At 43.1% G+C, this 23,216-nt stretch carries 19 protein-coding genes; 15 read left to right on the top strand and 4 right to left on the bottom strand.

Going from position 1 to position 23,216, the window contains the following annotated elements:
- Window positions 1–74 precede the first annotated feature (74 nt).
- From GNP95_RS09970 to GNP95_RS09945, 6 genes are all read left to right on the top strand, one after another.
- Window positions 75–1,106, top strand: coding sequence for a LacI family DNA-binding transcriptional regulator (locus GNP95_RS09970; RefSeq protein WP_155610658.1), 1,032 nt, complete (start codon window positions 75–77; stop codon window positions 1,104–1,106).
- 324 nt (window positions 1,107–1,430) lie between these two features.
- Complete coding sequence (locus GNP95_RS09965; protein WP_155610657.1) at window positions 1,431–2,357, top strand: DUF2268 domain-containing putative Zn-dependent protease; 927 nt, start codon at window positions 1,431–1,433, stop codon at window positions 2,355–2,357.
- Window positions 2,332–3,078 carry a MerR family transcriptional regulator gene (locus GNP95_RS09960; protein ID WP_155610656.1) on the top strand — a complete coding sequence of 249 codons (747 nt, stop codon included), beginning with the start codon at window positions 2,332–2,334 and terminating at the stop codon, window positions 3,076–3,078. The genes GNP95_RS09965 and GNP95_RS09960 overlap by 26 nt, the downstream gene beginning before the upstream one ends.
- Before the next feature lie 199 nt (window positions 3,079–3,277).
- Window positions 3,278–4,132 (top strand): ABC transporter ATP-binding protein, encoded by an 855-nt coding sequence (locus GNP95_RS09955; RefSeq protein WP_155610655.1) that lies wholly within the window; start codon window positions 3,278–3,280, stop codon window positions 4,130–4,132.
- Window positions 4,125–4,781: an ABC-2 transporter permease gene (locus tag GNP95_RS09950; protein WP_155610654.1), complete on the top strand. Its 657-nt coding sequence runs from the start codon at window positions 4,125–4,127 to the stop codon at window positions 4,779–4,781. Before GNP95_RS09955 ends, GNP95_RS09950 begins: the two co-directional genes overlap by 8 nt.
- Window positions 4,778–5,143 carry a GntR family transcriptional regulator gene (locus GNP95_RS09945; protein WP_155610653.1) on the top strand — a complete coding sequence of 122 codons (366 nt, stop codon included), beginning with the start codon at window positions 4,778–4,780 and terminating at the stop codon, window positions 5,141–5,143. The genes GNP95_RS09950 and GNP95_RS09945 overlap by 4 nt, the downstream gene beginning before the upstream one ends.
- 595 nt (window positions 5,144–5,738) lie before the next feature.
- Here GNP95_RS09945 and GNP95_RS09940 read toward each other — a convergent pair.
- Genes GNP95_RS09940 through GNP95_RS09930 form a run of 3 tightly spaced genes read right to left on the bottom strand, consistent with a single transcriptional unit; the run spans window position 5,739 to window position 7,663 of the window.
- Window positions 5,739–6,416: a hypothetical protein gene (locus tag GNP95_RS09940; RefSeq protein ID WP_155610652.1), complete on the bottom strand. Its 678-nt coding sequence runs from the start codon at window positions 6,414–6,416 to the stop codon at window positions 5,739–5,741.
- Between the two features lies 1 nt (window position 6,417).
- Window positions 6,418–7,287 (bottom strand): ABC transporter ATP-binding protein, encoded by an 870-nt coding sequence (locus tag GNP95_RS09935; protein WP_330163335.1) that lies wholly within the window; start codon window positions 7,285–7,287, stop codon window positions 6,418–6,420.
- 7 nt (window positions 7,288–7,294) lie between these two features.
- Window positions 7,295–7,663: a GntR family transcriptional regulator gene (locus GNP95_RS09930; protein ID WP_230873734.1), complete on the bottom strand. Its 369-nt coding sequence runs from the start codon at window positions 7,661–7,663 to the stop codon at window positions 7,295–7,297.
- A gap of 258 nt (window positions 7,664–7,921) precedes the next feature.
- On the opposite strand from GNP95_RS09930, the gene GNP95_RS09925 reads away from it, so the two are divergent.
- The 4 genes from GNP95_RS09925 to GNP95_RS09910 all read left to right on the top strand — a co-directional run bounded on the left by GNP95_RS09925 (window position 7,922) and on the right by GNP95_RS09910 (window position 15,285).
- Window positions 7,922–8,626 carry an ABC transporter ATP-binding protein gene (locus GNP95_RS09925; protein WP_155610650.1) on the top strand — a complete coding sequence of 235 codons (705 nt, stop codon included), beginning with the start codon at window positions 7,922–7,924 and terminating at the stop codon, window positions 8,624–8,626.
- Window positions 8,626–10,950 (top strand): ABC transporter permease, encoded by a 2,325-nt coding sequence (locus tag GNP95_RS09920; protein WP_155610649.1) that lies wholly within the window; start codon window positions 8,626–8,628, stop codon window positions 10,948–10,950. The genes GNP95_RS09925 and GNP95_RS09920 overlap by 1 nt, the downstream gene beginning before the upstream one ends.
- Window positions 10,951–11,080: 130 nt before the next feature.
- Window positions 11,081–14,230 (top strand): non-ribosomal peptide synthetase, encoded by a 3,150-nt coding sequence (locus tag GNP95_RS09915; protein ID WP_196427126.1) that lies wholly within the window; start codon window positions 11,081–11,083, stop codon window positions 14,228–14,230.
- A complete protein-coding gene (locus GNP95_RS09910) occupies window positions 14,230–15,285 on the top strand; it encodes a cysteine peptidase family C39 domain-containing protein (protein ID WP_155610647.1) in 1,056 nt (351 codons plus the stop codon). Before GNP95_RS09915 ends, GNP95_RS09910 begins: the two co-directional genes overlap by 1 nt.
- Window positions 15,286–16,108: 823 nt before the next feature.
- On the opposite strand, the gene GNP95_RS09905 is transcribed toward GNP95_RS09910, so the two are convergent.
- Window positions 16,109–17,131 (bottom strand): ThiF family adenylyltransferase, encoded by a 1,023-nt coding sequence (locus tag GNP95_RS09905; RefSeq protein WP_155610646.1) that lies wholly within the window; start codon window positions 17,129–17,131, stop codon window positions 16,109–16,111.
- A gap of 127 nt (window positions 17,132–17,258) precedes the next feature.
- Between GNP95_RS09905 and GNP95_RS09900 the strand changes: the two genes are divergently transcribed.
- From GNP95_RS09900 to GNP95_RS09880, 5 genes are read left to right on the top strand one after another with little or no spacing between them, the layout of a single operon-like run.
- Window positions 17,259–18,413, top strand: a complete 1,155-nt coding sequence (locus GNP95_RS09900; RefSeq protein WP_155610645.1) for an aminotransferase class V-fold PLP-dependent enzyme — start codon at window positions 17,259–17,261, stop codon at window positions 18,411–18,413.
- A gap of 31 nt (window positions 18,414–18,444) precedes the next feature.
- Complete coding sequence (locus GNP95_RS09895) at window positions 18,445–19,935, top strand: class I tRNA ligase family protein (protein WP_155610644.1); 1,491 nt, start codon at window positions 18,445–18,447, stop codon at window positions 19,933–19,935.
- Window positions 19,920–20,918, top strand: a complete 999-nt coding sequence (locus tag GNP95_RS09890; RefSeq protein WP_155610643.1) for a S66 family peptidase — start codon at window positions 19,920–19,922, stop codon at window positions 20,916–20,918. The genes GNP95_RS09895 and GNP95_RS09890 overlap by 16 nt, the downstream gene beginning before the upstream one ends.
- 38 nt (window positions 20,919–20,956) lie before the next feature.
- Window positions 20,957–22,522, top strand: coding sequence for a methionine--tRNA ligase (metG, locus tag GNP95_RS09885; RefSeq protein WP_155610642.1), 1,566 nt, complete (start codon window positions 20,957–20,959; stop codon window positions 22,520–22,522).
- 59 nt (window positions 22,523–22,581) lie between these two features.
- Window positions 22,582–23,193: a TfuA-like protein gene (locus GNP95_RS09880; RefSeq protein ID WP_155610641.1), complete on the top strand. Its 612-nt coding sequence runs from the start codon at window positions 22,582–22,584 to the stop codon at window positions 23,191–23,193.
- Window positions 23,194–23,216 lie beyond the last annotated feature (23 nt).

The following is a 23,216-nucleotide window of genomic DNA, read 5'->3' as shown; positions in this document are numbered from 1 at the left end:
AAGCCGCTGGTTTGACTTTCCGGGTACTTTTCCGTATTAATAGAGTATTACGAACGGGGAGTGGACGGATAGGTATGTCTACGATTAAAGAAATCGCTGAGAAAACGAAGCTTTCCGTCGGGACGGTTTCAATCGTACTCAACGGCCGCGGCGACGAAATGCGCATTTCAAAAAAAACGCAACAGCTAATTCTGGAGGCTGCGCAAGGAGTTGGCTATGTACCCAATATGTCGGCAAGACGATTAAGACAATCCGGTGGTCGAAACCTTCCGGTCATCGCCACGTTCTGGCCGTCCGACCTCTCTTCCGACTTGTTGGGGCGCTTTTTCATGGGGGCCCAGAGCTCGATTCTGGAACAAGAGTATGCGTTCGAGATGACGATCCAGCCTTTCAAGCGGAAGCACATCCATAGAATAAAGGAAATATGCGACAGCGGGATGTATCATGGCGTGATTCTAACGGGCATCTCCGCAGAGGACCAACGTTATCTGGAAGACAATCCGCTAAACGTACCGACCGTGCTGTTCAATCGCAAGAGCAGCATCTATAGCTGCGTCCATGTCGATACTTACGAGATTGGCCGAAAATCGGCTGAATTGTTTGCGCTCCGCGGGCACAAGAAGGTTGGCACGATTGTGCCAGACCATCTCGTGAGGTCGGAGAATAATTTGCGTTTCAAGGGGTTCGTCGAGTCGTGCGGCAAGTACGGACTCGAACTGGAGGAGCGGCATATCCAAGCCGCTCCGATGACGATGGAGGGCGGAAATGCGGCGGCCAGGAGAATCGTGGAGGGAGGCGGCGAGCTGCCAACAGCCATGTTCTTCCCGCTGGGAATTATGGCAGTCGCAGCCCTTCCTGTGTTCCATCGCGCAAATATCAAAATTCCCGACGCGATGGAGATCTTGACGTATGGCGACCATGATGCCGAGAAATACAGCGTCCCGTCCCTTTCAACGGTCAAGCTGCCCGTTGAAGAGATGGCCGCGGCATGTATCCGTTTGGTAATGGGAAGGATTCTTGATCCCTCGACGAAGCCGAAAGCGGTCGTGTTCGAGACGCCGTTCATCTTCCGCGAATCTTGCGGGGGCTTCATCCAAGAGCTTTAACGGAGTGTCATCGTTCGCTTCGTTTTTTTAAGCGATATATCTTCATCAGCGGTACGGTTCGGCCATTAAGAGGGACTTTCATAATAATTCCAACCGTACTCTATTACCCTGAACATCCCCCGCTACAGCACCAGTAACGGGGTTTACTCTCTTTCTAGTATAGGAAGTAAATCTCGTCCAATGCCACGATATCCTCTTGCAGCAAGTCCCAGATCAAATGAAAATGTATGAAACACTCAATTAAAGTATTTGATTTAAAGCGCTTGACTATGACGTAAGGTCATAGTGCATAATTCTCACTATAAATGACTAGGAGTGAGAATTATGAATATAAAATCACTGCGTTCAGATCATATTTATCAAAAAGTTGCCCAAGCTTCGCCCGAGGAAAAGCTTGAACTTTTCAGAAATGAAATGATGGCTCCCTTCATGAAACAATGGGAAATTCAACAGATCCCTTTTCGAGCGGAAGAGGCGAATGGTTTTGACGTGATTACGTTTAATAGCATGATGCATCGAGCCCCTGAGCAGATTACACCGCAGATTTCACAAGAGATCGGGCAGATTTCGTCGGAATCCTTTTGGTCAGAGTGTGAGCACGCCGTAAGGAAGAGCCTCGATCTATTTATCGAACATGAAATAAGCCTCTCCGTATCCGACTATTTGTTTACCATTCAATTAGGGAATCCGGACAACCGTGCCTTAGTCATCAACGAAGGATATAGCGGCTTTGGGGGCATTCCCGGGTTTATCTGGGGTACAATCCTGCCCAATGCGTACACGATTCCTCGAATGAAGGCTGCGTTGGCGCATGAATGCAACCATAATGTGCGATATCAATATATTCAATGGGATCATACCGTTAATTTGGGCGAGCTCATTGTAAGTGAAGGATTAGCAGAGAATTATGCTACGTTCCTATTTGGAGAAAAATTACTCGGCCCTTGGGTCTCGAAAACAAACGCAGAAACACTGAACAGGCACATAAAACCTGTGCTTAGAGAGAAATTGCAATTAACGGGGTTTGATCAATTTGCTCCGTATCTTTACGGTGACGAGATCGCCAAACTTCAAAACTTTAAACCGGTCAATATGCCTTATAGCGCTGGCTATGCCTGCGGATATTATTTAATCCAGTATTATTTAAGAAAAACAGGAAGAACGATCTTTGAGGCAACAATAACGCCTGCTGCTCAAATATTAGACGAAGTCAAAGGATTTTGGGATGAAAAAACGATTATTAGCGGTTAAAGATATTGTTCGAATTACAGGCATTACAGCTCGGACTCTGCATTATTACGATAGAATTCATTTGTTTAAACCGACACATCTGACGGAAAAAGGGTATCGCCTGTATGATCGAAGCAGTTTGGAAAAACTTCAAACCATCTTGTTTTTAAAGGAAATGGATTTTTCCTTGAAAGAGATTGCGGAAATTCTAAAGCTGACAAAGCAAGAACAGAAACAAATATTAATGAAACATAGACAAACCTTATTATCGAGAAAAGAAAGACTAGAAACAATCATGGTAGCTCTCGAAGAATACGTTTCGGGAAATGATATTAGTAATTTGCAAATCTTCAACAGTACTTCCGTTCTGCCATTGAAAGAACAATATGCTAATGAGGCGAGTTTCTTTTATGGCGAAACAGAGGCGTATCAAGCGTATAATGAAACGATGGAAAAATTATCACCAGATGAAAAAGAGGAACGATTTTCATCCATGGAGGAAATATTTAAACAAATCGCGTCTTGTATTCATCAGGGGCCTTCCTCGGATGAAGTGCAGCGGTTAATTGAGGAGTGGAAAAGAAATATAATTCATTTCACGTCAGATGATACAGAGCTGCTGGCTTGCATTGCCCATACCTACAAATTCGATGTAAGATTCAAAAACTACTTTAATCAATATAGCAGTGAGGATTTAGCAGGTTTTCTTTACGATGCAATTATGCACAATATTAATCGGTGAAACTGTATCATGAGTTTATAGTTTATAAGAAGAAATAATGAAATAGAGGTTACTAGATGCCTAATACGCCCGCCGACTTTAAAGTCTGGCGGGTGTTTTAAATAATTTTTTACCCCTAAGGCTTGGGGTCGTTGACGATCCTAACTTTTGGTGATATATTGTGTATGCTCGGTATACACAATTTGTGAGGAGGTACAGAATGCTGGCGCTAGATATTCGAAATATAAATAAGAAATACCCGAAATTTGCGCTCAAAGATGTTTCGTTCCAACTGGAGAAGGGTTACATTATGGGCTTTATCGGTGTTAACGGTGCAGGTAAAACAACCACGATCAAATCGATTTTGAATATGACTCATATCGATAGCGGCGAGGTTCATATTCTGGGCAGAAACATGGCCGAACACGAACTTGAGTTGAAGCAGGACATCGGATTCGCTTTCGGAGGCACCGATTTTTATAGGCGGAGCAAAATGAAGACGTTGACGGAAACGATTAAAAAGTTCTATCAGAATTGGGACGATGAGACCTACTACAACTACCTGCGAAGGTTCAAATTGGATGAAAACAAAAAAATCGCCGACCTGTCGACGGGAATGAAGGTGAAATACAGCCTTGCCCTTGCCTTATCCCATGGGGCGAAGCTTCTCATCCTCGATGAACCGACAAGCGGGCTTGATCCGGCCTCGAGAGACGATCTGCTGGATATTTTCCAAGAGCTTATCGTAGGCGGCGAAGTCAGCATTCTGTTCTCGACCCATATTACCTCCGACTTGGAGAAGTGTGCGGATTTCATTACTTTTATCTCGGATGGGCAAATTATTCTTAGCTGCGAGAAGGAGGAATTCAAAGAATCTTTCCTCCTGCTGAACGGTACCGAGAGCCAATTGCTGCAGGTGAAGGATCAGATGATATCCTATAAAACGAATTCGTTCGGTTTTACGGGATTAATTCATGTGGGTGATTTCAATCCATCCTATGGCATAAAAACTGCCACGCCAAGCCTTGAGGATATCTTGATATATTTCACGAAGAAGGGGGATACCCATGGTTAACTTGGTAATGAAGGATATTAAATTAGGTGTACATCCTATGTTTTTTATCATGCCTTTTATGACCGGCGCTTTAATGCTCATTCCCGGCTGGATCTATTTCATCGTTCTTCTGTATTTTGTCTGGATCACGGTACCGAATATGTTTAACCAATTTCGATCGCAGAACGATTTGATGTTTACTTCGATGATGCCCGTTACCAAAAGGGATATCGTGAAAGCAAGAATAGTTGTGGTCGTCGGCTTGGAGTTGTTGCATATTGTGATTGCCATGGTCTTTGGTATGATCACGTTGCGCTTATATCCGAATATGAACTACATTTTCTTCCCGCCAAATTTGGGTTTCTGGGGTTTGTGTTTTGCCATGCTGGCGATCTTTAACCTTGTTTTTATCCCCATATATTACAAGACGGCGTACAAAATCGGCGCGGCCCTGCTCTACTCCATAACGGCTGCCATGCTGTTCGCTGGGATCGCTCAGTGGCTCGGGTTCCAGAGTCCGATGATGTCTGATATTTTCTATAACACGGATGCCTACAGCAGGGCGCTTCAAGCCTATATCCTGATCGCGGGGATCGTGATATTTATAGCACTTACCGCCATTGCTTATCGAATTGGGGTCAAACGATTCCTTCAAGTGGAGATCCAATGAACGTAGCTATTTCGAACACCTCTGAGAAACCGATCTATCAGCAGCTTTTTGAGCAAATCAGCGCTCAAATTCTGAAAGGCGAGCTGGGGAGCGGTTATTGTCTGCCGCCCATCAGGCAAGCTGCCCACCAGCTGCGTGTTAGTGTCATCACCGTCAAGAAGGCGTGGGAAGAACTCGAACGGTGTGGTTTGATCAATACGGTCACAGGAAAAGGATGCTTTGTGGCGGAGTACTCCCCCGAAGAAATGCTGCGAATGCGCAACGAAATGGTTATGAAACAAATGGCTGGCGAGGTGTCCTATTACAAGTCCTTTGGTCTTACCTTAGATGAAGTGATAGAAATATTGAAAAAGGTTTATTAATCGATAGTTACCCGATTCCCCCTGACACATACCAGTATGCTATTACGTGCGAACTAGCTCAGAGGTGACGTGGGGTTGTGCTATATCATCAAGTGGCCCGGTAACACAAATGCCCTTCAACAAGCTCTGAGAGCTAGAATGAAGGGCATTTTGAGTACAGCCTCCTGCAAATTTCAAAAACAGTTCACTAAATGGGGATGAGACTCAAAAACGAAAAGCCTCTGTCCCCCTTCCAAACCTCTAACGATTGCCACACCGTTAATCAGCCGAAAATGAGCACTTCGATGTTCTAACGGTTGTAATCTACGTTATTTGTACAGAATTCGTCGCAATATATTAACCAAAATTGAATAGCCGTATATATAACCGTTAGAATCTCAAAAAGTGAAAAATGGGCGGATTAACGGCAATGGTAACCGTTAGAAGTAAAGACTCTTGTCCATCTGTTATGCTATCCGCGGCCAGGCATACTTTATTCGCCCTGATTACCTATTTTAATCTCGAATAACGTAAATGAACCACAAACGACAAACCAGATGTTTACGAAATGATTTTTCAAGAAGACACATTATTTAGTTCTTATATAGAAGTATATTTAGTGTGTTCTTCTCATGGTAAAAAACCAACCGCCGGCTACGAATAGGAAGAAAAGCATAAGATTAAATCCAACGCCCGCGAGCAGGGAAGTGTTAAATAATAATGCTTCGAAAAAAGAGGCAACATGAACGCGTAGCGAAGGAATCGCCGTTCCGGTTGGGATCGCCACAATGAACAGCGCCCATACCAGCCAGCCGGCAAAGCGGTAGTAACCGGAGACCAGCATGCTTAGGAGCGCCATAACCATCAAATAAAAAATAGTTTGGTAGAGAAAAGAACCTGCCAGGCCAAATTCATTCCAACGAAACGCTTCGACAAGATTAACAGTGTTCTTATGGAGCACATTCACTTCAACCAGAGGCCATAAACAATTGAATAAGGCGATGGCTGCTGCCCACACGGCATAAACGACTTGAAGCCCCACGAAATATTGCTTTCGGCTTGCGCCTAAATGTACGATGCGTTTGTAATAACTAAGCGGGAGCATGATGGCAATAAGGAGCAAAATGAGAAGCAGCAGGTTTCCACCTGCAAGTACTGCGCTTTGGCTGGTATCTGTAAAGAGACCAACAATGAATTCCGCCAACCTGCCAAGGAGAATGAAAATAATGACCATCCAAATGTAAATCCGCAATTGCAAATAGGTCGCCTTTAAATGAACGGCTAATGCACTCAATTTAGTGACCCCCTTCGATCAAATACGAGAATAACTTTTGAAGCGTCAAATGTTCAATCGTAATGTCTAGTTGGCGTGCCAGCAGCCTGTCCCCATCGTTCAATATTTCGAAAATGGCGGCAAGCTTCCCGTGGCCATAAGATTCCGTATGTAATACTCGCTTCCCTTCTGTAAATGAAGCCACAGCATCCGAATTTCCGCGAATCAAATAAGCTGCCATGCGTATCCGATGAATCTCGTCATGAAGCAGGAGGGAGCCCTGATCCATGATATAAACCCGCTCTGCGACTGGGACGATTTCGTCAATCAAATGCGTAGAAAGCAAAATCGTACGGGGGGAATTGGCGTAATCCTCTAACAGCTCCTTATAAAACTTCTCCCGCATCAAAACATCAAGTCCAAGCACCGGTTCGTCGAATAATGTCAACGCTGCCCTGCTAGCCAGACCGATGATGATTCCTACGAGCGATTCCGTCCCTCTTGAGAGCTGTTTGATTTTTTGGTTTGGATCAAGCCGAAACGTCTGAAGCAGCTTATGAGCAAACGTCCAGTCCCAACGGGGATGGAAATTCGAAGCAAGCTGCAGAGCCTCGATCACTCGTGCTCCTCCGAAGTGCTTGCTATTCTCCCGAACGAAACAGAAATCCTCAGGAAGTTCTCCTTTTTCAAGCTTGTTCCCTCTGATCTCAATGGAGCCGTCGTCCGCCAAGATTCCGCCTGCGATGATGTTAAGCAAGGTCGTTTTGCCGGCGCCGTTTCGCCCAAGCAAGCCGTAAATCACGTTTTCTTCCAGCTGCATATCCAGATCCCGCAATGCGTAGGTAGGGCCGTATTTTTTGTTTAATTTATCGCAGCTCAATACGATGCTCACAATAGATTCATTCCTTCCGTAATTGTTTGATCATGTTAATGATATCTTCGGTCGTCAGCTCGAGTTTATCGGCCTCGCAAAGCAGATCAGACAGCAGCTCATTGTAGAAACGATCTCTTCGCTGATTCTGAATCTTTTGTTTAGCATCCATGGAGACATACATGCCGAGCCCTCTTTTTTTATACAAAATACCTTCATTTACGAGCAGGCCGATCCCCTTCACTACGGTAGCCGGATTGATTTGAAACAGCTGAGAAAACTGAGCCACGGAAAGAATCTGTTCATCCTCCCGGTAGGTTCCGTTCAGGATATCGTCCTCAATGATATGAGCTACTTGTTGAAAAATTGGCTGTTTATCGTCAAAAGTTACGTTCATTGCCTCACCACTCAGCATCGTAGTTTGTTACCTATCTAGCAGCAAACCATAACTTACGCGTAAACAGATGTCAATAGCAAATCCCCTGAAGAGAGAAAAGGATCCTTTCTTACACTTGCCCCAGTTATTGACAATGAAATTGTTGTATTATAGTATGCTACATGAGTAGTATACCGACATGCAATGAAATATACAAGGCTCATGGCTAAGGGGAGAGCTTTAAAAGTGTAGAAAATATATAACGGGGAGATAAGATTTATGAAAACATTAATCGAATTCAAAAACGTAACGAAAGAATACAAAATAGGCGAAGTGTCAATCAAGGCGCTGAACGGCGTTGACTTTTCCATCAACGAGGGCGAGTTCGTTGTTATTCTGGGCGCAAGCGGCGCCGGCAAAAGCACGATTCTGAATATACTTGGCGGCATGGATACGGCTTCCTCGGGTAAAGTGACTGTTGGCTGTGAGGATATAACTAGCTTCCACGAAAAGAAGCTCACGGAATATCGCGCCGAGAAGGTAGGCTTTGTCTTTCAATTCTATAACTTAATCCCCAATTTGAACGCTTTAGAAAACGTTGAATTCGCTGCTGAAGTATGTAAAAACCATTTGAATGCCCAAGAGATATTAAATAAAGTCGGGTTAAAGAACCGGATGAAGAACTTTCCGTCCCAGCTCTCCGGAGGAGAACAGCAGCGAGTCGCCATAGCTCGCGCCGTTGCCAAAAACCCTTCGCTCTTGCTCTGCGATGAACCAACCGGCGCGTTGGATTATGTGACCGGCAAGTCCGTATTGAAGCTTCTTCAGGATCTGAACCGAGAAACGAAAAAGTGCGTTGTTCTGGTTACGCATAACTCCGCGATCGCCCCGATGGCGGATAAAATCATTCGCGTGAAAAGCGGAAAAATCGAAAGCGTAACGGTCAATGAGCACAAACAAAGCGTTGAAGGGATTGAATGGTGATGAAATTATTTAAGAAATTGTTAAGGGACATAAAGCAATCGATCGGCCAATTTCTTGCTTTTGTGTTGGTGATCACCGTAGGTTCTTTTTTCTATACGGGGCTAGTAACGTTAAGCGATAATCTTAGCGCTTATTCGAAGGACTACTTTCAAGCGCATAATTTAAGCGACTTGAACGTCTACTACGACCGAATTTCCAAGCAGGATATAGCGGAATTAGGGAAAATCGAAGGGATAAACAAAATTGAAGGACGGTACACCTTTGATGCGACGCAATCTTTTGACAATACGAAAGCGGCCTTAAAGATCCATTCGATCCCTGCCAACAATATCATTAATACGCCTGCGATCATTGAGGGGAGCATACCGTCTCGCAAGGATCAAATCTTGCTGGATTCCCATTACGCTAGGGAACATCAGTACAAAGTCGGGGATCAAATACAGTTAAGCGTCAACGATCAGAATGTGGCGTTCACCATTAGCGCCTTGGGCGAGAATGTGGAATATGCGAAAAAGAATGAAACCCAGAACCATAAAACATCTGGATTCGCATATGTGGCTGAAGCGGGAGTTCCTCGAATCGCCGGCAGCCTTTTCTATAATGAAGTGTTGATCGATGCGGAAGAAGGGTACGATGTAAACCAGTTAAGCCAAAACATTGAAGCACAATCCAAAAATCTTTCCTATGTAAGCCAAATCAGCAAAGAACGGACATTCAGTTATTCGCAGCTTCAGCAAACGGTCCATAACAATAAATTGATGAGCAAGGTTATTCCGTTGGTTCTCTTTATGATTGAGGCGATCATTCTCTTCCTTATCATGTCTCGAATCATCGATTCGCAAAGGAACCAAGTAGGCATTATGAAAGCGTTAGGAGTGAAGAACAGCAGCATCATGCTCCATTACATGGGATTCCCGGTGCTTGTCGGCATCATCGGTTCCATTCTTGGCTGCGTCGTTTCGGCGATCCTATTCGTTCCCATGATTGAGGCGTCGAATGCCAGATCCTACTCGCTACCAGGTATCACCTTCTCCCTATCCTCCTTCTCGGTCATTCCGCCGATCCTGTTCTCAAGCGCATTCGGCATGCTGGCTTGTTACCTGAGCGGCAGAGGCATTCTGCGAGAGCGGGCAGCGCAGGCGATGAGGCCTAAACCGCCGAAGAAGATGAGGAAGCTGCTCATCGAACGGTTTCCGGGAATCTGGAGACGGATTTCCTATAGCTATAAGCTTATTTTGAGAAACATTTTTCTTAATAAGCACAAGGCGATAGCGAGCTCCATTGGCGTTGTGGTGAGCACGGTATTATTGATCACGGCTTTCGGGACTCAAACGTCCTTGCAAAGGGTGGCTGACCAGATCGAAGAGGTAAATACCTATGATCTGAAGGTCGAATATGCGAGGGAAGCAGAGCTTCAGAAGGTGCAGCTGCCCGCCGGGATTGAGAGCAGCTACTATCTATCGGCCTTTCCCGTGGAATTCGTCAAAGGCGATGATCATGAAAACGCCACGTTGATCGTTACGGAGCAGGACAACACTCTCATTCAATTTTTCGACGAGAACGACAATCCGATTACGCTTATGGACAGCGGCGTGCTGGTACCCAAATCGTATGCGGATTACTATAAGGTTGCGGTAGGGGATACGATCCGCATCCAATTCACCGATCCGTCGTTTGCGAATAAAGCGGTCGAAATGAAGGTTGCGCAAATATCCAATCAGTATTCGAATCCGTCGTTCTATTGCACGGCAGCGTATCTCCATAGCTTTGGCATCGACTACAACCCAACCTCGCTTCTAGTGAAAGCCAGCAGTGCCGCAGACCTTACTAACGTTCGCCAGTTCTTCGAACAAGACCATCAGGTAGATACCATCGCGGATAAGGATGATTTGAAAGAATCCGCACAATATATTCTGAAGCAAAACAGTTTTATCTTCATTATGTTTATTATTAGTGCCGTCATTCTTTCGTTTGGTGCCATCTACACGATATCCTCCATCAATATTTATGAAAGGAATCGCGAGCTGGCTACGCTTAAGGTACTGGGTTATCAAAAAAGCAAAATAAACCGGCTTATCTTCTTTGAGAACATAATACTCACTACCTTTGCAGTCATTATCGCACTGCCGATCAGCGGCTACATGTATTCCATTATTATAGAGGCGCTGTCGAGCACCCATCAGCAAATACCAGATCAAATCAATATGTTTGTTCTGCTCGTATCCGTCATTCTTGCCTTCCTGCTCACCACACTCTCTAACTTGCTGCTTCGGAGAAAGGTGTCCCGAATCAATATGATTGAATCGTTAAAAAGTGTAGAATAAATGACCATTTCCAATCCAAAGAATTTAAACAATAAATGTAAAATAATGAAGTATAAAACACTACTCCGACATGCTATAATTTCTCCGCATGGAAATTAGATGGAAATATATAGAGAACAGGAGTGGAGAGATGCTTAGCAATGAATTGGATACAAACGGAGAGCATGAATTAACACACCCGCAGCAAAGAATCTGGATGATGGAAGCAACCTATCCGGGCACCTCGATTGGAAATTTGAATGCGGCCTTGAAGTTTGAGCAAAGGCTGGATGTAACCGTGCTGGAGAAGGCTGTTCAAGCGTTGATTGCATCCTATGATATTTTTCAGCTGCGCCTGCATGTCAGAGCTTCGGGGGAAGTATACCAATCGTTTATGCAGCAGCCTGAGCTAAAACCCGTTGATGTCGTTCCATTCAGCCAGGATACGGAGCAATCCGTCATTGACGAGTGGATTCGGGAACAAGGAAAAATTCCGTTTCAGCTCATCGGTTCGGAATTGTATTATTTTTGCATCATTTTAAAAGGCGAGGACGAAACATGGTTATACATGAAATCCCATCATATCATTCAGGATGGATTCTCCCTGAGTAAATGCGGACTGGAAGTTTACAGACTATATCAAGAGCTGCTTCATGGTGAAACTCCTCAAATCCCTCTGCCATATTCCTATCAAGCTTATATAGAAGAAGAGAAAAAGTATCTTCAGTCGGGCAGGTTTGCGAAAGACCGTAAATATTGGCTCGAAAAATTTCAAACTGTTCCGGAATCCTCTACGATCAAGGCGAACCTGGTACCTGCCATAGATACACATGCTGCAAGGTTTTCGTATTCTCTGCCACAGCCGCTGTCCGAGCAAATCAATCACTATTGTCAAGAGCATCATGTGAGCCCTTCGAGCTTGCTCCTAAGCGCCCTCTCTATACTTCTGTTCAAATTAACATCCAACCAGGATATTGTCGTCGGTACCAATTATTTGAACCGGACCAATTTCAATGATAAACATGCGCTCGGCATGTTTGTCAGCACTACGCCATTAAGAATAACGCTTGAACCGGAGATGATATTCAAGGAACTTGTTTCACAGGCGGGTCAGGAACAATTGTCTGCGCTGCGGCATCATAAGTATCCATATGACCTTTTGCTGTCCGAAATCAGGAAAAGTCATCCCCATGTGAACCGTTTATTTCAGCTAAGCATGGATTATTTGGATATGGGGCAGGCGGAAGAAGCTGGCTCGCAATTAGGGAATAGTGAAGATTACGGCTGCGAGGATCTGACTTTGGACGCTGTATTTCATTTGCATAATATGCCCGGCAGTCTGCTGCTTAAAATAGATTACAGAACCGGCTTGTTTACGGAAGAGGAAATACGGCAAATTTGCGATCGGCTGATGTTGATTATGGAGCAGGGAATGAAATCTCCGGGGCAAAGGCTGAAGGATTTTGACATCGTGACTATGGAAGAGAAAAACAAGCTTCTGGCGGAATTCAATAACACCTCGTTTCCCGTCAGAGACATTACGGTTCATCGATGGTTCGAGGAGCAGGCAAACCGGTTCCCGGATCGGACTGCGGTGGCATTCCAAGGCCAGTCGATGTCTTACCGCCAATTAAATGAACGGGCCAATCAACTGGCGCGGACCTTGCGAAACAAAGGGGTCAGGGCGGGGCAGCCTGTTGGCATTCTCGCGGAAAGATCTATGGAGATGATTACAGGTCTTCTCGCGATCCTGAAAGCGGGAGGCGCATATGTTCCATTCGACCCGGAATACCCGCAGGAGCGGATGAATTACATGATCGGCGATTCCGGGATAAAGCTGATGCTGCTGCAAAAGCATCTTTCAGCCAAGGCTGCGGGTGTGGAGCATCATGTTGTGTTGGACGAAGAGCTCTCCTATTGTGAAGACAGATCCAATTTACCGGATGTGAATCAACCGGGAGATTTGATGTACATGATGTATACTTCGGGGACAACAGGCGCTCCAAAAGGGGTTCTTATCACGCATCGCAATGTAACCAGTCTGATCCAGGGTGCAAGCGAGTTTCAAATTACAGAACAGGACCGGGTTCTACAATTGTCCAGTTATGCGTTCGACGGATCCACATTTGATATCTACAACGCCCTGCTGCGGGGGGCGGCACTGATCCTCGTTCCAAAGGAAACGATGAGAGACATTGCCGAAATTACGGATCTGATCAAAAATGAGCAAATCACGGTTTCTTTTATGACGACAGCCTTATTTAATTTGTTCATCGATTGTGACCTGTCAAGCTTGAAAAATATGAAGGCGATCTTTTTTGGGGGAGAGCAGGCATCGGTATCCCATGTAAGAAAAGCGCTGGATATGTTAGGTGCTGGCCGCTTATATCATATATATGGCCCGACCGAGTGTACGGTGTATGCGGCGTACTGGAAAGTTAACAGCATTGATCCTGAAGCGGCAACCCTGCCGATTGGCTCACCGATCGGCAATACCCAAATGTATATCGTCAATGGAGATCGTCAGCTTCAGCCGATCGGTGTTCCAGGGGAACTGTGTATCGGGGGAGCCGGTCTTTCCCGGGGGTATTTAAATCAAGATGATTTGACGAACGAGGTATTTGTAAATCATCCTTTCGCGGAGGGAGAACTAATTTACAGAACAGGCGATCTCGCCAAATGGCTGCCTGACGGAACGATCGAGTATGTCGGGCGAATGGATCATCAGGTTAAAATACGCGGTTTTCGTATTGAACTCGGCGAAATCAATGCTCAGCTCGCTAAGGTTCCTTCCATCAAGCAAAGTGTTGTTGTCGTGCGGGAGGACGAAGCCGGCGAGAAACAGCTTTGCGGATACTACGTGGCAGACAGGACATTTGGGGCTGGCGAACTGCGGGATATTTTGTCACAGTCCCTGCCTAGGTTTATGATCCCAACGCGGTTCGTTCAACTTCATGAAATGCCGTTAAGCCCCAACGGAAAAATAGATCGTAAAGCCCTGCCCGAGCCGAGCGAGAGAGCTCACTATACTGGGACGGAATACGCCGAACCGCAAACGGAGCTGGAGAAAAAGCTGGCCACCGTATGGTCGGATGTGCTCGAAAACGTCAATATCGGTATCGATGACGATTTTGTGGAGCTTGGCGGGCATTCGTTACTTGCGCTCAAGCTTGAGGTAGAACTGCAGAAGCATTTTGACATCGACCATTTCGATCTTCAGGAGTGCAATACGATCCGTAAAATGGCGGCGTTTATCGAAGAGAAGCTGGCGGTTGCTGCGGGTGGAGGGGGAATACATTAATGCATAAACAGCTCCCTGTTCATATGCAGCCTGCGCTGTACAGCTATTTGCACCATGCGTATCCATTATCCGTTATGCCGGAGCATCCGCACTTTCTCCCCTGGCTTCACAGCCATTACATTCAATGGAGCGCGGACCCTGAGTTTTTTAATCATCTGGATGAACATATCTTTGTTAACTACTATCAGCCCATGCATACACATCATTACAATGAGCTGCTTCATCTCAAAATCATTACGGCAGATCTGCTCAGCCGGATGGAGACGGGAACGGATTTGATCGCTTTTTTCAAGCGAAGCATCGATCAGGGAGACTACGTCTATTTATTTCTGGATGAATTTTATTTGCCGGGGAAGGCCATGTACAGGCAGCATCATTTTGCGCATGACACTTTATTGTTCGGTTATGATGATGAAGAGCAAGTATTTCATACGCTCGGTTTTAATCACAATTATGAGTACGGACAGACGGATATCGGATATGAGCCGTTTCTAGAAAGCTATCGACAGGCCGATCGCAGTAAGGCGTATTATACGAAGGAGATTATACTGTATAGCCTAAATAAAGATCGGACCTATCCATTTGATACTCAGCTGGTGATCGAAAGCCTGGAGGATTATGTGTTGTCCCGCAACAGTTCAGAGAGATACAGGGCGATCGCCAGTCCCAATCATCATGTGTACGGGCTTAAGGTTTACGACGAAATCGTCAAATATTTGCGTTTGCTCCAATCCGATTCCACATTATACCGTAACATTATCCCGATTCACCTTCTGTGGGAGCACAAGAAAATGATGGCCGACCGGTTGGAGTATATGAAACAGAACGGCTATTGGAGTCCCTCTGAAAAATTGACAGCCCAGTATCAAGAGATTGAACGAGAGGCCTTTTTGATCCGGAAGCTATTTTACAAGTACGCCTTCTTCTTAAAGGAAGATACGAGCTTGCTGGAAGAGGCTATCGCAAAGATCCAAATGCTTGCGGTTAAGGAATCGCAGGTGCTGGAGCAAGTGCTGAATGAGCTGCACGGAAAATCCAAAGTAACGTGTTCATAATCTTAAGAAATTCGATAATACGGGTGAGGATCTGGACTGAAGAAAACGCGTAAGGACGTGTCGATGTACGATCCAATGGGGACGGATAAAGAGGGCTATGAAATTGCGTTCATAATATGTGGATCGGAAGCCTATGATGCGGCCGGCCGAGTTCAGCTGAAAATGGAGAAAGTCAAATTTGTCAAAGTATTCCTGAGGTCTAGGGACAGTAATTTTTAAGGAAGGCTCCGGTATCGAGCATAGCGGCAAGGAGTGGGCTTAGCGTGAAAGCGCGATGAGTTTTATGAGTTTTATAAGAAGAAGTGCTAATGGATTTCTTAGGCGTAGAATGCTCTATAAGAATCTGCGCCAAAGAAATCATTATTTGTTTCTATACAAGGTTCCATCTAAGTTTATGGTTCATTTTACCCGTCCTTGAAAATATTGATGCAAATATGATGAACGCATAACAGGATAGAACCTGTCGAATAACTATTAGATTATCTACAAGTCGAAGGGTCAAATTAGTATGTATATTTTTTTCTTAAATAGGAGTATTTTTAATTGATAGTATGAATCTACGAATTGGGAAAAGTAACATTCACTAAACAGATATTTTTCATTAAAATCATTGGAAATATAAGACGTTTTATCTCTATCAAAACCATAAATCATTATGTTGTGATTATAGCTAAATTTACGATACGAGAATGTACCAGGTATATAGTACTGTTAAACAGCCATAAAACATAATAATTCTGCGTTTTAATGCGGTTGAATCTACAATTTTTTATTTGTAAGATAAAATTTCCAAAAGCGAATTTAAGCGGAATTCATGCCAGCATTATGCACCGACATATTTGGAATAAAGCGATCTTGCAGTACTTATGTCATCGGTACCTTGAATCAAAACGCGGCCATCACTGAAATAGACCAAGGTATAAGGATTAATATGGAGCCTAACCAAAAATTTGTTGCTGTTCACTATTCCTAGATGACTAATCCGCCGAGACAATTCGGTCAAGTCTATTTGTTTCGAAACGGTCGGAGTAAATTGGATTGTATTGCGGCCGCAAAGTGATGTAATGCTTTCGTGAGTAATAGAGGGGTCTAAAAATTCAAAATTATGGTTAGCGCAGGCCTGACAATTCGGTCTTTTACTATTCTTAAATTTTAAGTGTCTCTGTTCATTGAACCAAATATCGAAATTTTCCGTAAAGGGATTGAGTTGCTCCATATTGTCGGTAAGTATTTTTAGTGCCTCAACCGCTTGAAATGAAGCAACAATATGGATTAATGGTCCGATCACGCCAGCAGTATCGCAAGTTTCGCCGACGATGGTTTCCGGCGGTGTCTCAAACAGGCATCGGAAACAAGCCGTTTCACCCGGACGAATAACGGAGTACATTCCATTTGAACTTACGGCACCTCCATAAATCCAAGGAATTCCATGCTTAACACAAACATCGTTGATAATAAAACGGGTTAAAAAGTTATCCGTACCGTCCAATACAAGATTAAATCCACTCAATAATTCTTCAGCATTCGTATTGTTAATATCCGCTACCACATGGTCAATTTCTACTTGTGAGTTTATTAAACTTAATTTGTCAAAGGCAGCAACAGCTTTTGGAAGCAGTCCTCTTACATCTGATTCATCGTAGAGCATTTGCCTTTGCAAATTGCTTTCCTCAACAAAATCACGATCTATGATGCGTAAGAAACCGACCCCCGCTCGGACCATATGATTAGCCAAGACTGATCCCAATGCTCCTAATCCTACGATGGCAACACGGCTATTCATTATTTTTTGTTGGCCCTTTCTACCAATTGGAGGAAATAAAATTTGTCGTGAGTAACGATCCATTCACTGCAGGCTCCTTTCAAAAATAATTGTAATAAACTTTTTTTTATGGTAATCTATAGGCGGCTAAAGAGTCAATACAAACTAAATAATTTTTACTCGTGCAACTTTATGAAAGGGGTTCCATGAGATGAAAGTGGTTTATCTGGACAATGCGGCCACGTCTTGGCCTAAACCAGAAAGCGTTTCCGTAAGAATGCAAGATTTAATAACACTGGGAGCGAATCCTGGAAGAGGTAATTATCGCTTGGCAGAAGATGTACGTTCTGTCCTGTTTAATGCTAGAGTTCAGTTGGCAAGGTTGTTTAATTGCAATGATCCACAATCTATCATATTTACCTCGAGTGCAACTCATGCATTAAATCAAGCTATCATTGGTTTTTTACAACCGCATGATCATGTAATTACAACTACGATTGAGCATAACTCGGTTAGACGTCCCTTAGAGTATCTTAAAAACCATAAAGCCGTAGAAGTTACCTACATATCACCTAGGAAGGACTGGTCCTGGGACATTGTCAGTTTCGAAAGACAGATTCAAAAGAATACAAAGTTGATTGTAGTATCTCATGTCTCCAACTTAACGGGTGCAATTACACCTATAGAAGAAATAGGGAGATTGGCTAAAGAACGGGGAATCGCTTTGTTGGTGGATGCCTCGCAGTCGGCTGGTGTATTGCCCATTGATGTGGTTGCAATGAATGTGGATATGCTTGCCTTTCCTGGACATAAAGGATTATATGGCCCTCAAGGTACGGGGGGGCTTTATATCAATCAGCAGTTGAGATTGGAACCTCTTATTATGGGGGGGACGGGAAACTATTCTGAAGATAGCGAACAGCCCTTAAAATTGCCTTATCGTTATGAAAGCGGCACTCCAAACACGCCGGGGATCGGTGGACTGCTTGCGGGTGTAGAGTTCGTGTTAGAACAAACCGTAGAGCGTATCTATGAAGAGGAAATGAAATTAACGGCAAAGTTATTGGAGGAATTGAACTCTATCGAATTAGTACGAATCTATGGGCCATCCGATCTGCGTTACCGCACCGGCGTAGTGTCCTTTAATGTGGAAGGTATTGATCCAATTGAATTGGGTGTTTTATTAGATGAACACTACGGCATTGCAGTTAGAGCTGGATATCATTGTACGCCCATCGCTCATCAAACTGCAGGGACTTTTCCCGGTGGATCGCTTCGGGTTAGCTTTGGTACTTTTAATACAGATGAAGATGTTCGTTATTTAGTATCTGCTTTGAAAGATATAGTCGATAACTTTGAATTGTGAAATTTCTTACTGACAGGAGTGCATACCGGAGATGAATCGTCTGGTTATAACCGCCGCCTTCCCTTTTATTCCTTCCGATATCCACATTGCACATATTGCTAGTACTTATTTACCTGCTGATATCATAAATCGTATGGCTGCTATTCTGGGTTACGACAGTGTGCTAGTTTCCGCAACCGATGTCCACGGGCTTTGGGTTAAAAAGGAACTCCAAGATACAAATATCGAGGCAGAGGTTTTAAAAAGTAACTATCATGAGAGATACAAGAAAATTTTTGATTGTTTGGATATACGTTTTGATACATATGAACGTACTGATGACTCCGCTCTTCGTGATCTTGTATACGAGTCGTTATACAACTTAAGAGAAAAAGGTTATATTGTGCAAAAGGAGACAATTATTTATTCATGTGGAGAATGCCTGGAGTATTTGCCCAAACGTTTTCGTATTGGATCCAGCGATGTAGTGACAAAGACAGGAAAAATAAAACTGAGCGATTCAGAAAATAACTATATGTGCGCTTTTTGCGGAAGCGATCAAATTATTGAAAGCATCGTAAATCATTGGTTCCTAGACATCCAAAAAGGGAAATCAATAATTGAGGATGGCATAGACCGTCAGATGCAAATTCATGTCAAAAACTATTTAAATTCCTTGTTGTGTGATGGTTTATCAGAATGGGATTTCACGCGAGACAACTATTACGGAATTACTATTCCGTTTAATGATGAAGATCAGTATATTTACTTGTGGTATGAGTCGTTGATTGGTTATCTTTTTTTAGCCAATGACTTGGGTGGAAATATATCTTTTCGGCACTTTTTAGGGAAAAATATTGTTTATTACCATGGGATTGTATGGCCAATCCTTCTAAGAGAAGCGACACATAGTTATACTGTTGATTTCCAAATATCAGCGAGGGGGTTCTTAGATCTGTCAGCTACTGATATTCCCTTGGACATATTCGAGCTGACTCATAAGTTTCCCGTAGATTATATCCGATTTTATTGTGCATACCGAACCCCGGACACGATGAATGATTTTTATTTCAAAGAAGCTGAGTTTGTTCAAGTTATTAACAGTGTACTTTGTCGACAGGTTGGAGGTTTTTTAAAACGGTGCAGGACTATTCTCCAAAACAATAATGTGTCTACTGTTCCTAAACAAGGAGTGTTACATGAACTCATATACGAAACTATAGTGCTCGTTAGGGGACATTTCGAAAAATTGAATCCCAATCAGGCTTTGACTGAGGTTCTACGATATATTAAGCAATGTGGAAATATAATTTCCACTCGCGAGCTTTACAAAAATCCATCCTTGGCGGATTTAGAATTGATATGCAAAATGATGGCAGGGGTCATCATACTCATAAAGCCCTTTGTTCCAACCATAATTGAGAGCTATAACATTTTTGAAGATGTAACTTTTAGTTCAGTGGATGACCTGGACCGGCTGGAGGGCTGTAATCTTAAGTTTTCTGCAGAAACATGGAGGACAATTGAATGTGTGGTAAGCTAAGGAACATGCAGAAGGGTGATGGAATCTTTATTCTGACTCCCTCTAATTCAATGTCGGTCATGTCAGAAAAAATGATTAGAATCGGAATTAATAGGTTGGAGAAGTTTGGATACCGGGTGAAATTTGGAAGGTACATAAATGAGCAAGGGGAACTTGGTGTCAGCTCATTAGAGCAAAGGATAGATGATTTTCATTCCGCACTTTCTTCTCCTGATACTACAATGATTATGGCGGCTTTTGGCGGATACAATTCCAACCAACTCCTTGATGTTTTGGACTATGATCTCATTAAAGAATCTGGAAAACTCATAATCGGTTATAGCGACACGACGGGATTGCTAAACGGAATACACCATATGACCGGTTGTAAAACGCTTCACGGAATGTCATTTTCAGCTTTTTGCGATCCTAACTTATTTCCAATTTCGATGGAAAGTTTCCTCCGATTAATTAATGGAGAACATGATATTGAACTTTCAGCATCAGATTATTGTGCGGATGATTTATGGTACCTAAAGGAGTCACTCGGTCCAAGAGAAGTATATCCTCACCCAGGGTGGGAAATACTTCAAAGTGGTGAATGTACTGGGAAACTATTGGGAGGAAATCTAGATACGTTACTCGCATTGGCAGGAACGCCCTATTTCCCTTCAATGGAAAATTCGGTTTTACTTATAGAATCAGGTTTTAACGAACCTCCAAATAAGTTTCTTCGTTCAATAACACAACTCAAACAACTTGGTATATTTGAGTGTATACAAGGACTTATGATAGGCATGTTCCCTAGAAATTCTTATTTTTCTGATACCTCCAAGCTACAAGAACTACTCAAGGATAGTTTGAAGGGTTATGATTTTCCGATTATTGCAAATGTGAATTTTTCTCATGTTGATCCAATATATACACTCCCCATTGGTGGAAAGATATTAGTGAATGCCTTAGAAACAGCTAGTGTTCGTTTGATTGGCTCGCTTTACGATTAAAAAGACCATTACTAAAGAAAATTACTGAGGTGAAGAAGATGAAGTATACTTATATCACTACGCCCATTTATTATGCCAGCGGAACGCCGCATTTAGGACATGCATACTCAACGATTCTTGCGGATTGTTATAATCGATATTACAAATTAAGAGGCTACCGGTCACGTTTAACAACAGGTACGGATGAATATGGTTTGAAAATCGAACGAGCTGCGCAGAAAAACAATTGTGAACCCCAGAAATTTGTCGATGATTTAGCGGAGAAATTCATAGAAACGTGGGGCAAACTGGGTATTGCATATGACGACTTTATTCGAACGACAGAACCGAGACACCGTCAAGTCGCCCAAGAGATATGGAAGAGAATGGAGGAAAATGGCGATATCTACTTGGGTCACTATGAGGGCTTGTATTGCGTAGATTGTGAACAATATTACCCGGAGTCTGAACTGTTGGAAGGTAAGCTTTGCCCGATACATAACCGGACCGTAGATTTTATGCGTGAAGAGACCTATTTTTTTCGGATGTCCAAATATTATGATCGGCTGTTGGGTCATATTGAACAACATCCTGAATTCATTTACCCGGAAACTAGAAGAAATGAAGTACTGGGGTTTTTAAAGCATAATCCGCTGCAGGATCTTTCTATATCAAGAACGTCCTTTCGATGGGGGATTCAGGTGCCTGGTAACGAGTCGCACATTATGTACGTCTGGATAGATGCATTAACGAATTATATTTCTAATCTGGGTGGATTCGACAGTGAGCTATTTAATCAATATTGGGGTAATACGATTCATATTATTGGCAAAGATATTTTAAAATTTCACGCCATTTATTGGCCGTGTATACTGATGTCAGCTGGAGTCAGTTTGCCTAAATCCTTGATCGTTCACGGATGGTGGACGATTTCCAGCAAAAAGATATCCAAATCCGACCCAGCTACTAAAATCGATCCGACTATGCTTGCGGAGGATATAACCCCCGACGCTTTGAAATATTATTTGTTGAAGGAGCTCACTGTAGGGCGTGATGGAGACTTGGATTACCAGAATTTGATCTCCAGTATAAATAGTGGCTTAGCGAATAATTTGGGGAATTTGGTGAACCGAACTATCCAGATGATTTTCAAATACTTTGATGGTCGAATTGAAGTTCAGGGGATAGGCACCATCGACCAGCTAGATATAGAGATCCGGGAACAAGCTTTCCTAACCAGACAGATTGTGGAGAAATCTATGAATGAAAATAGTCCTTCTGCCGCAATTAATGCGATTATGATATTTTCGAACCACTTAAACGCCTATTTAGAGAAAACAGCGCCTTGGCAATTAGCAAAACAGGATGATCATAAAAAGAGAATGGCTGAAATTTTCTTGCATATTGTTGAAGCGATTAGATGGATTACGCAATTAGGTTCCCCCTTCTTCCCAAGCATTTCACGTGGCATTACCAGTCAAATGAATTTCGATGAAGTTTTACAATGGCCTGAAGATTTCTCTTTGCGTTCGATAAATGTAAACAAAGCACATGTTCTATTTGACCGAATTACTAAAGAAAAAGAAGACGAGTTAATTGCCAAATGGCAAAATCCAAAACTGTAAATTAAAGGGGGAAAATTCTAATTAAGGAGACGCTACCTATCATTTATATTGGTCCTAGTATGAGTCATAATCAAGTTTGTCAGTTTCTAAAAGTTAAAGCTGACTTACGGGGGCCTATTAAACGAGGAGATTTACAAAATATTCCTGATGATGCGAAAATAGTCGCAATTGTGGACGGCGTCTTCCATATGAACTTATCTGTCACGCCAAGAGAAGTGTTAAGTGTTCTTAAACGAGGCGTGAAGGTGATTGGAAGTTCAAGTATGGGGGCGCTCCGTGCCGCAGAACTGGATGTATATGGTATGGTTGGAATTGGTGATGTGTACAGGATGTATAAGGACAAAATCATCGAGTCAGATGCAGAAGTGGCTCTTACTTTTGACCCAGACTCTTTAAGGGCAGTTACAGAACCACTTGTAAATATTCGCTATAGTGTATTAAGAGCATTAGAGAAACAAATCATCCAGCCAGAAATCGCGGAAAAAATTATACAGACAGCAAAGGACACTTATTTTTACGATTTGACATATTATTACTTGTTTAATTGTTTTGAGGAAAATGATCGAGAATTAGAACCATTCAAACAGTTTGTAATGGAAAACCGTAAAGAATTAGATTTGAAACAAAAGGATGCCCTTAAACTAATAGAATATCTGAACACGATATATTAGTAAGCGGACAAACAGAATGAGTT

The organism is Paenibacillus woosongensis (assembly GCF_009725165.1).
Classification (GTDB): Bacteria; Bacillota; Bacilli; order Paenibacillales; family Paenibacillaceae; genus Fontibacillus; species Fontibacillus woosongensis.
The sequence above is the reverse complement of the archived record's forward strand: the minus strand, read 5'-3'. Positions and strand labels throughout refer to the sequence as shown.

Excerpts from the sequence above, each read along its gene's own strand:
- GNP95_RS09970 (WP_155610658.1), top strand. The coding sequence starts at position 75 with ATGTCTACGATTAAAGAAATCGCTGAGAAAACGAAGCTTTCCGTCGGG.
- GNP95_RS09965 (WP_155610657.1), top strand. The coding sequence starts at position 1,431 with ATGAATATAAAATCACTGCGTTCAGATCATATTTATCAAAAAGTTGCC.
- GNP95_RS09960 (WP_155610656.1), top strand. The coding sequence starts at position 2,332 with ATGAAAAAACGATTATTAGCGGTTAAAGATATTGTTCGAATTACAGGC.
- GNP95_RS09955 (WP_155610655.1), top strand. The coding sequence starts at position 3,278 with ATGCTGGCGCTAGATATTCGAAATATAAATAAGAAATACCCGAAATTT.
- GNP95_RS09950 (WP_155610654.1), top strand. The coding sequence starts at position 4,125 with ATGGTTAACTTGGTAATGAAGGATATTAAATTAGGTGTACATCCTATG.
- GNP95_RS09945 (WP_155610653.1), top strand. The coding sequence starts at position 4,778 with ATGAACGTAGCTATTTCGAACACCTCTGAGAAACCGATCTATCAGCAG.
- GNP95_RS09930 (WP_230873734.1), bottom strand. The coding sequence starts at position 7,663 with ATGAACGTAACTTTTGACGATAAACAGCCAATTTTTCAACAAGTAGCT.
- GNP95_RS09925 (WP_155610650.1), top strand. The coding sequence starts at position 7,922 with ATGAAAACATTAATCGAATTCAAAAACGTAACGAAAGAATACAAAATA.
- GNP95_RS09920 (WP_155610649.1), top strand. The coding sequence starts at position 8,626 with ATGAAATTATTTAAGAAATTGTTAAGGGACATAAAGCAATCGATCGGC.
- GNP95_RS09915 (WP_196427126.1), top strand. The coding sequence starts at position 11,081 with ATGCTTAGCAATGAATTGGATACAAACGGAGAGCATGAATTAACACAC.
- GNP95_RS09910 (WP_155610647.1), top strand. The coding sequence starts at position 14,230 with ATGCATAAACAGCTCCCTGTTCATATGCAGCCTGCGCTGTACAGCTAT.
- GNP95_RS09905 (WP_155610646.1), bottom strand. The coding sequence starts at position 17,131 with ATGGATCGTTACTCACGACAAATTTTATTTCCTCCAATTGGTAGAAAG.
- GNP95_RS09900 (WP_155610645.1), top strand. The coding sequence starts at position 17,259 with ATGAAAGTGGTTTATCTGGACAATGCGGCCACGTCTTGGCCTAAACCA.
- GNP95_RS09895 (WP_155610644.1), top strand. The coding sequence starts at position 18,445 with ATGAATCGTCTGGTTATAACCGCCGCCTTCCCTTTTATTCCTTCCGAT.
- GNP95_RS09890 (WP_155610643.1), top strand. The coding sequence starts at position 19,920 with ATGTGTGGTAAGCTAAGGAACATGCAGAAGGGTGATGGAATCTTTATT.
- metG (WP_155610642.1), top strand. The coding sequence starts at position 20,957 with ATGAAGTATACTTATATCACTACGCCCATTTATTATGCCAGCGGAACG.
- GNP95_RS09880 (WP_155610641.1), top strand. The coding sequence starts at position 22,582 with ATGAGTCATAATCAAGTTTGTCAGTTTCTAAAAGTTAAAGCTGACTTA.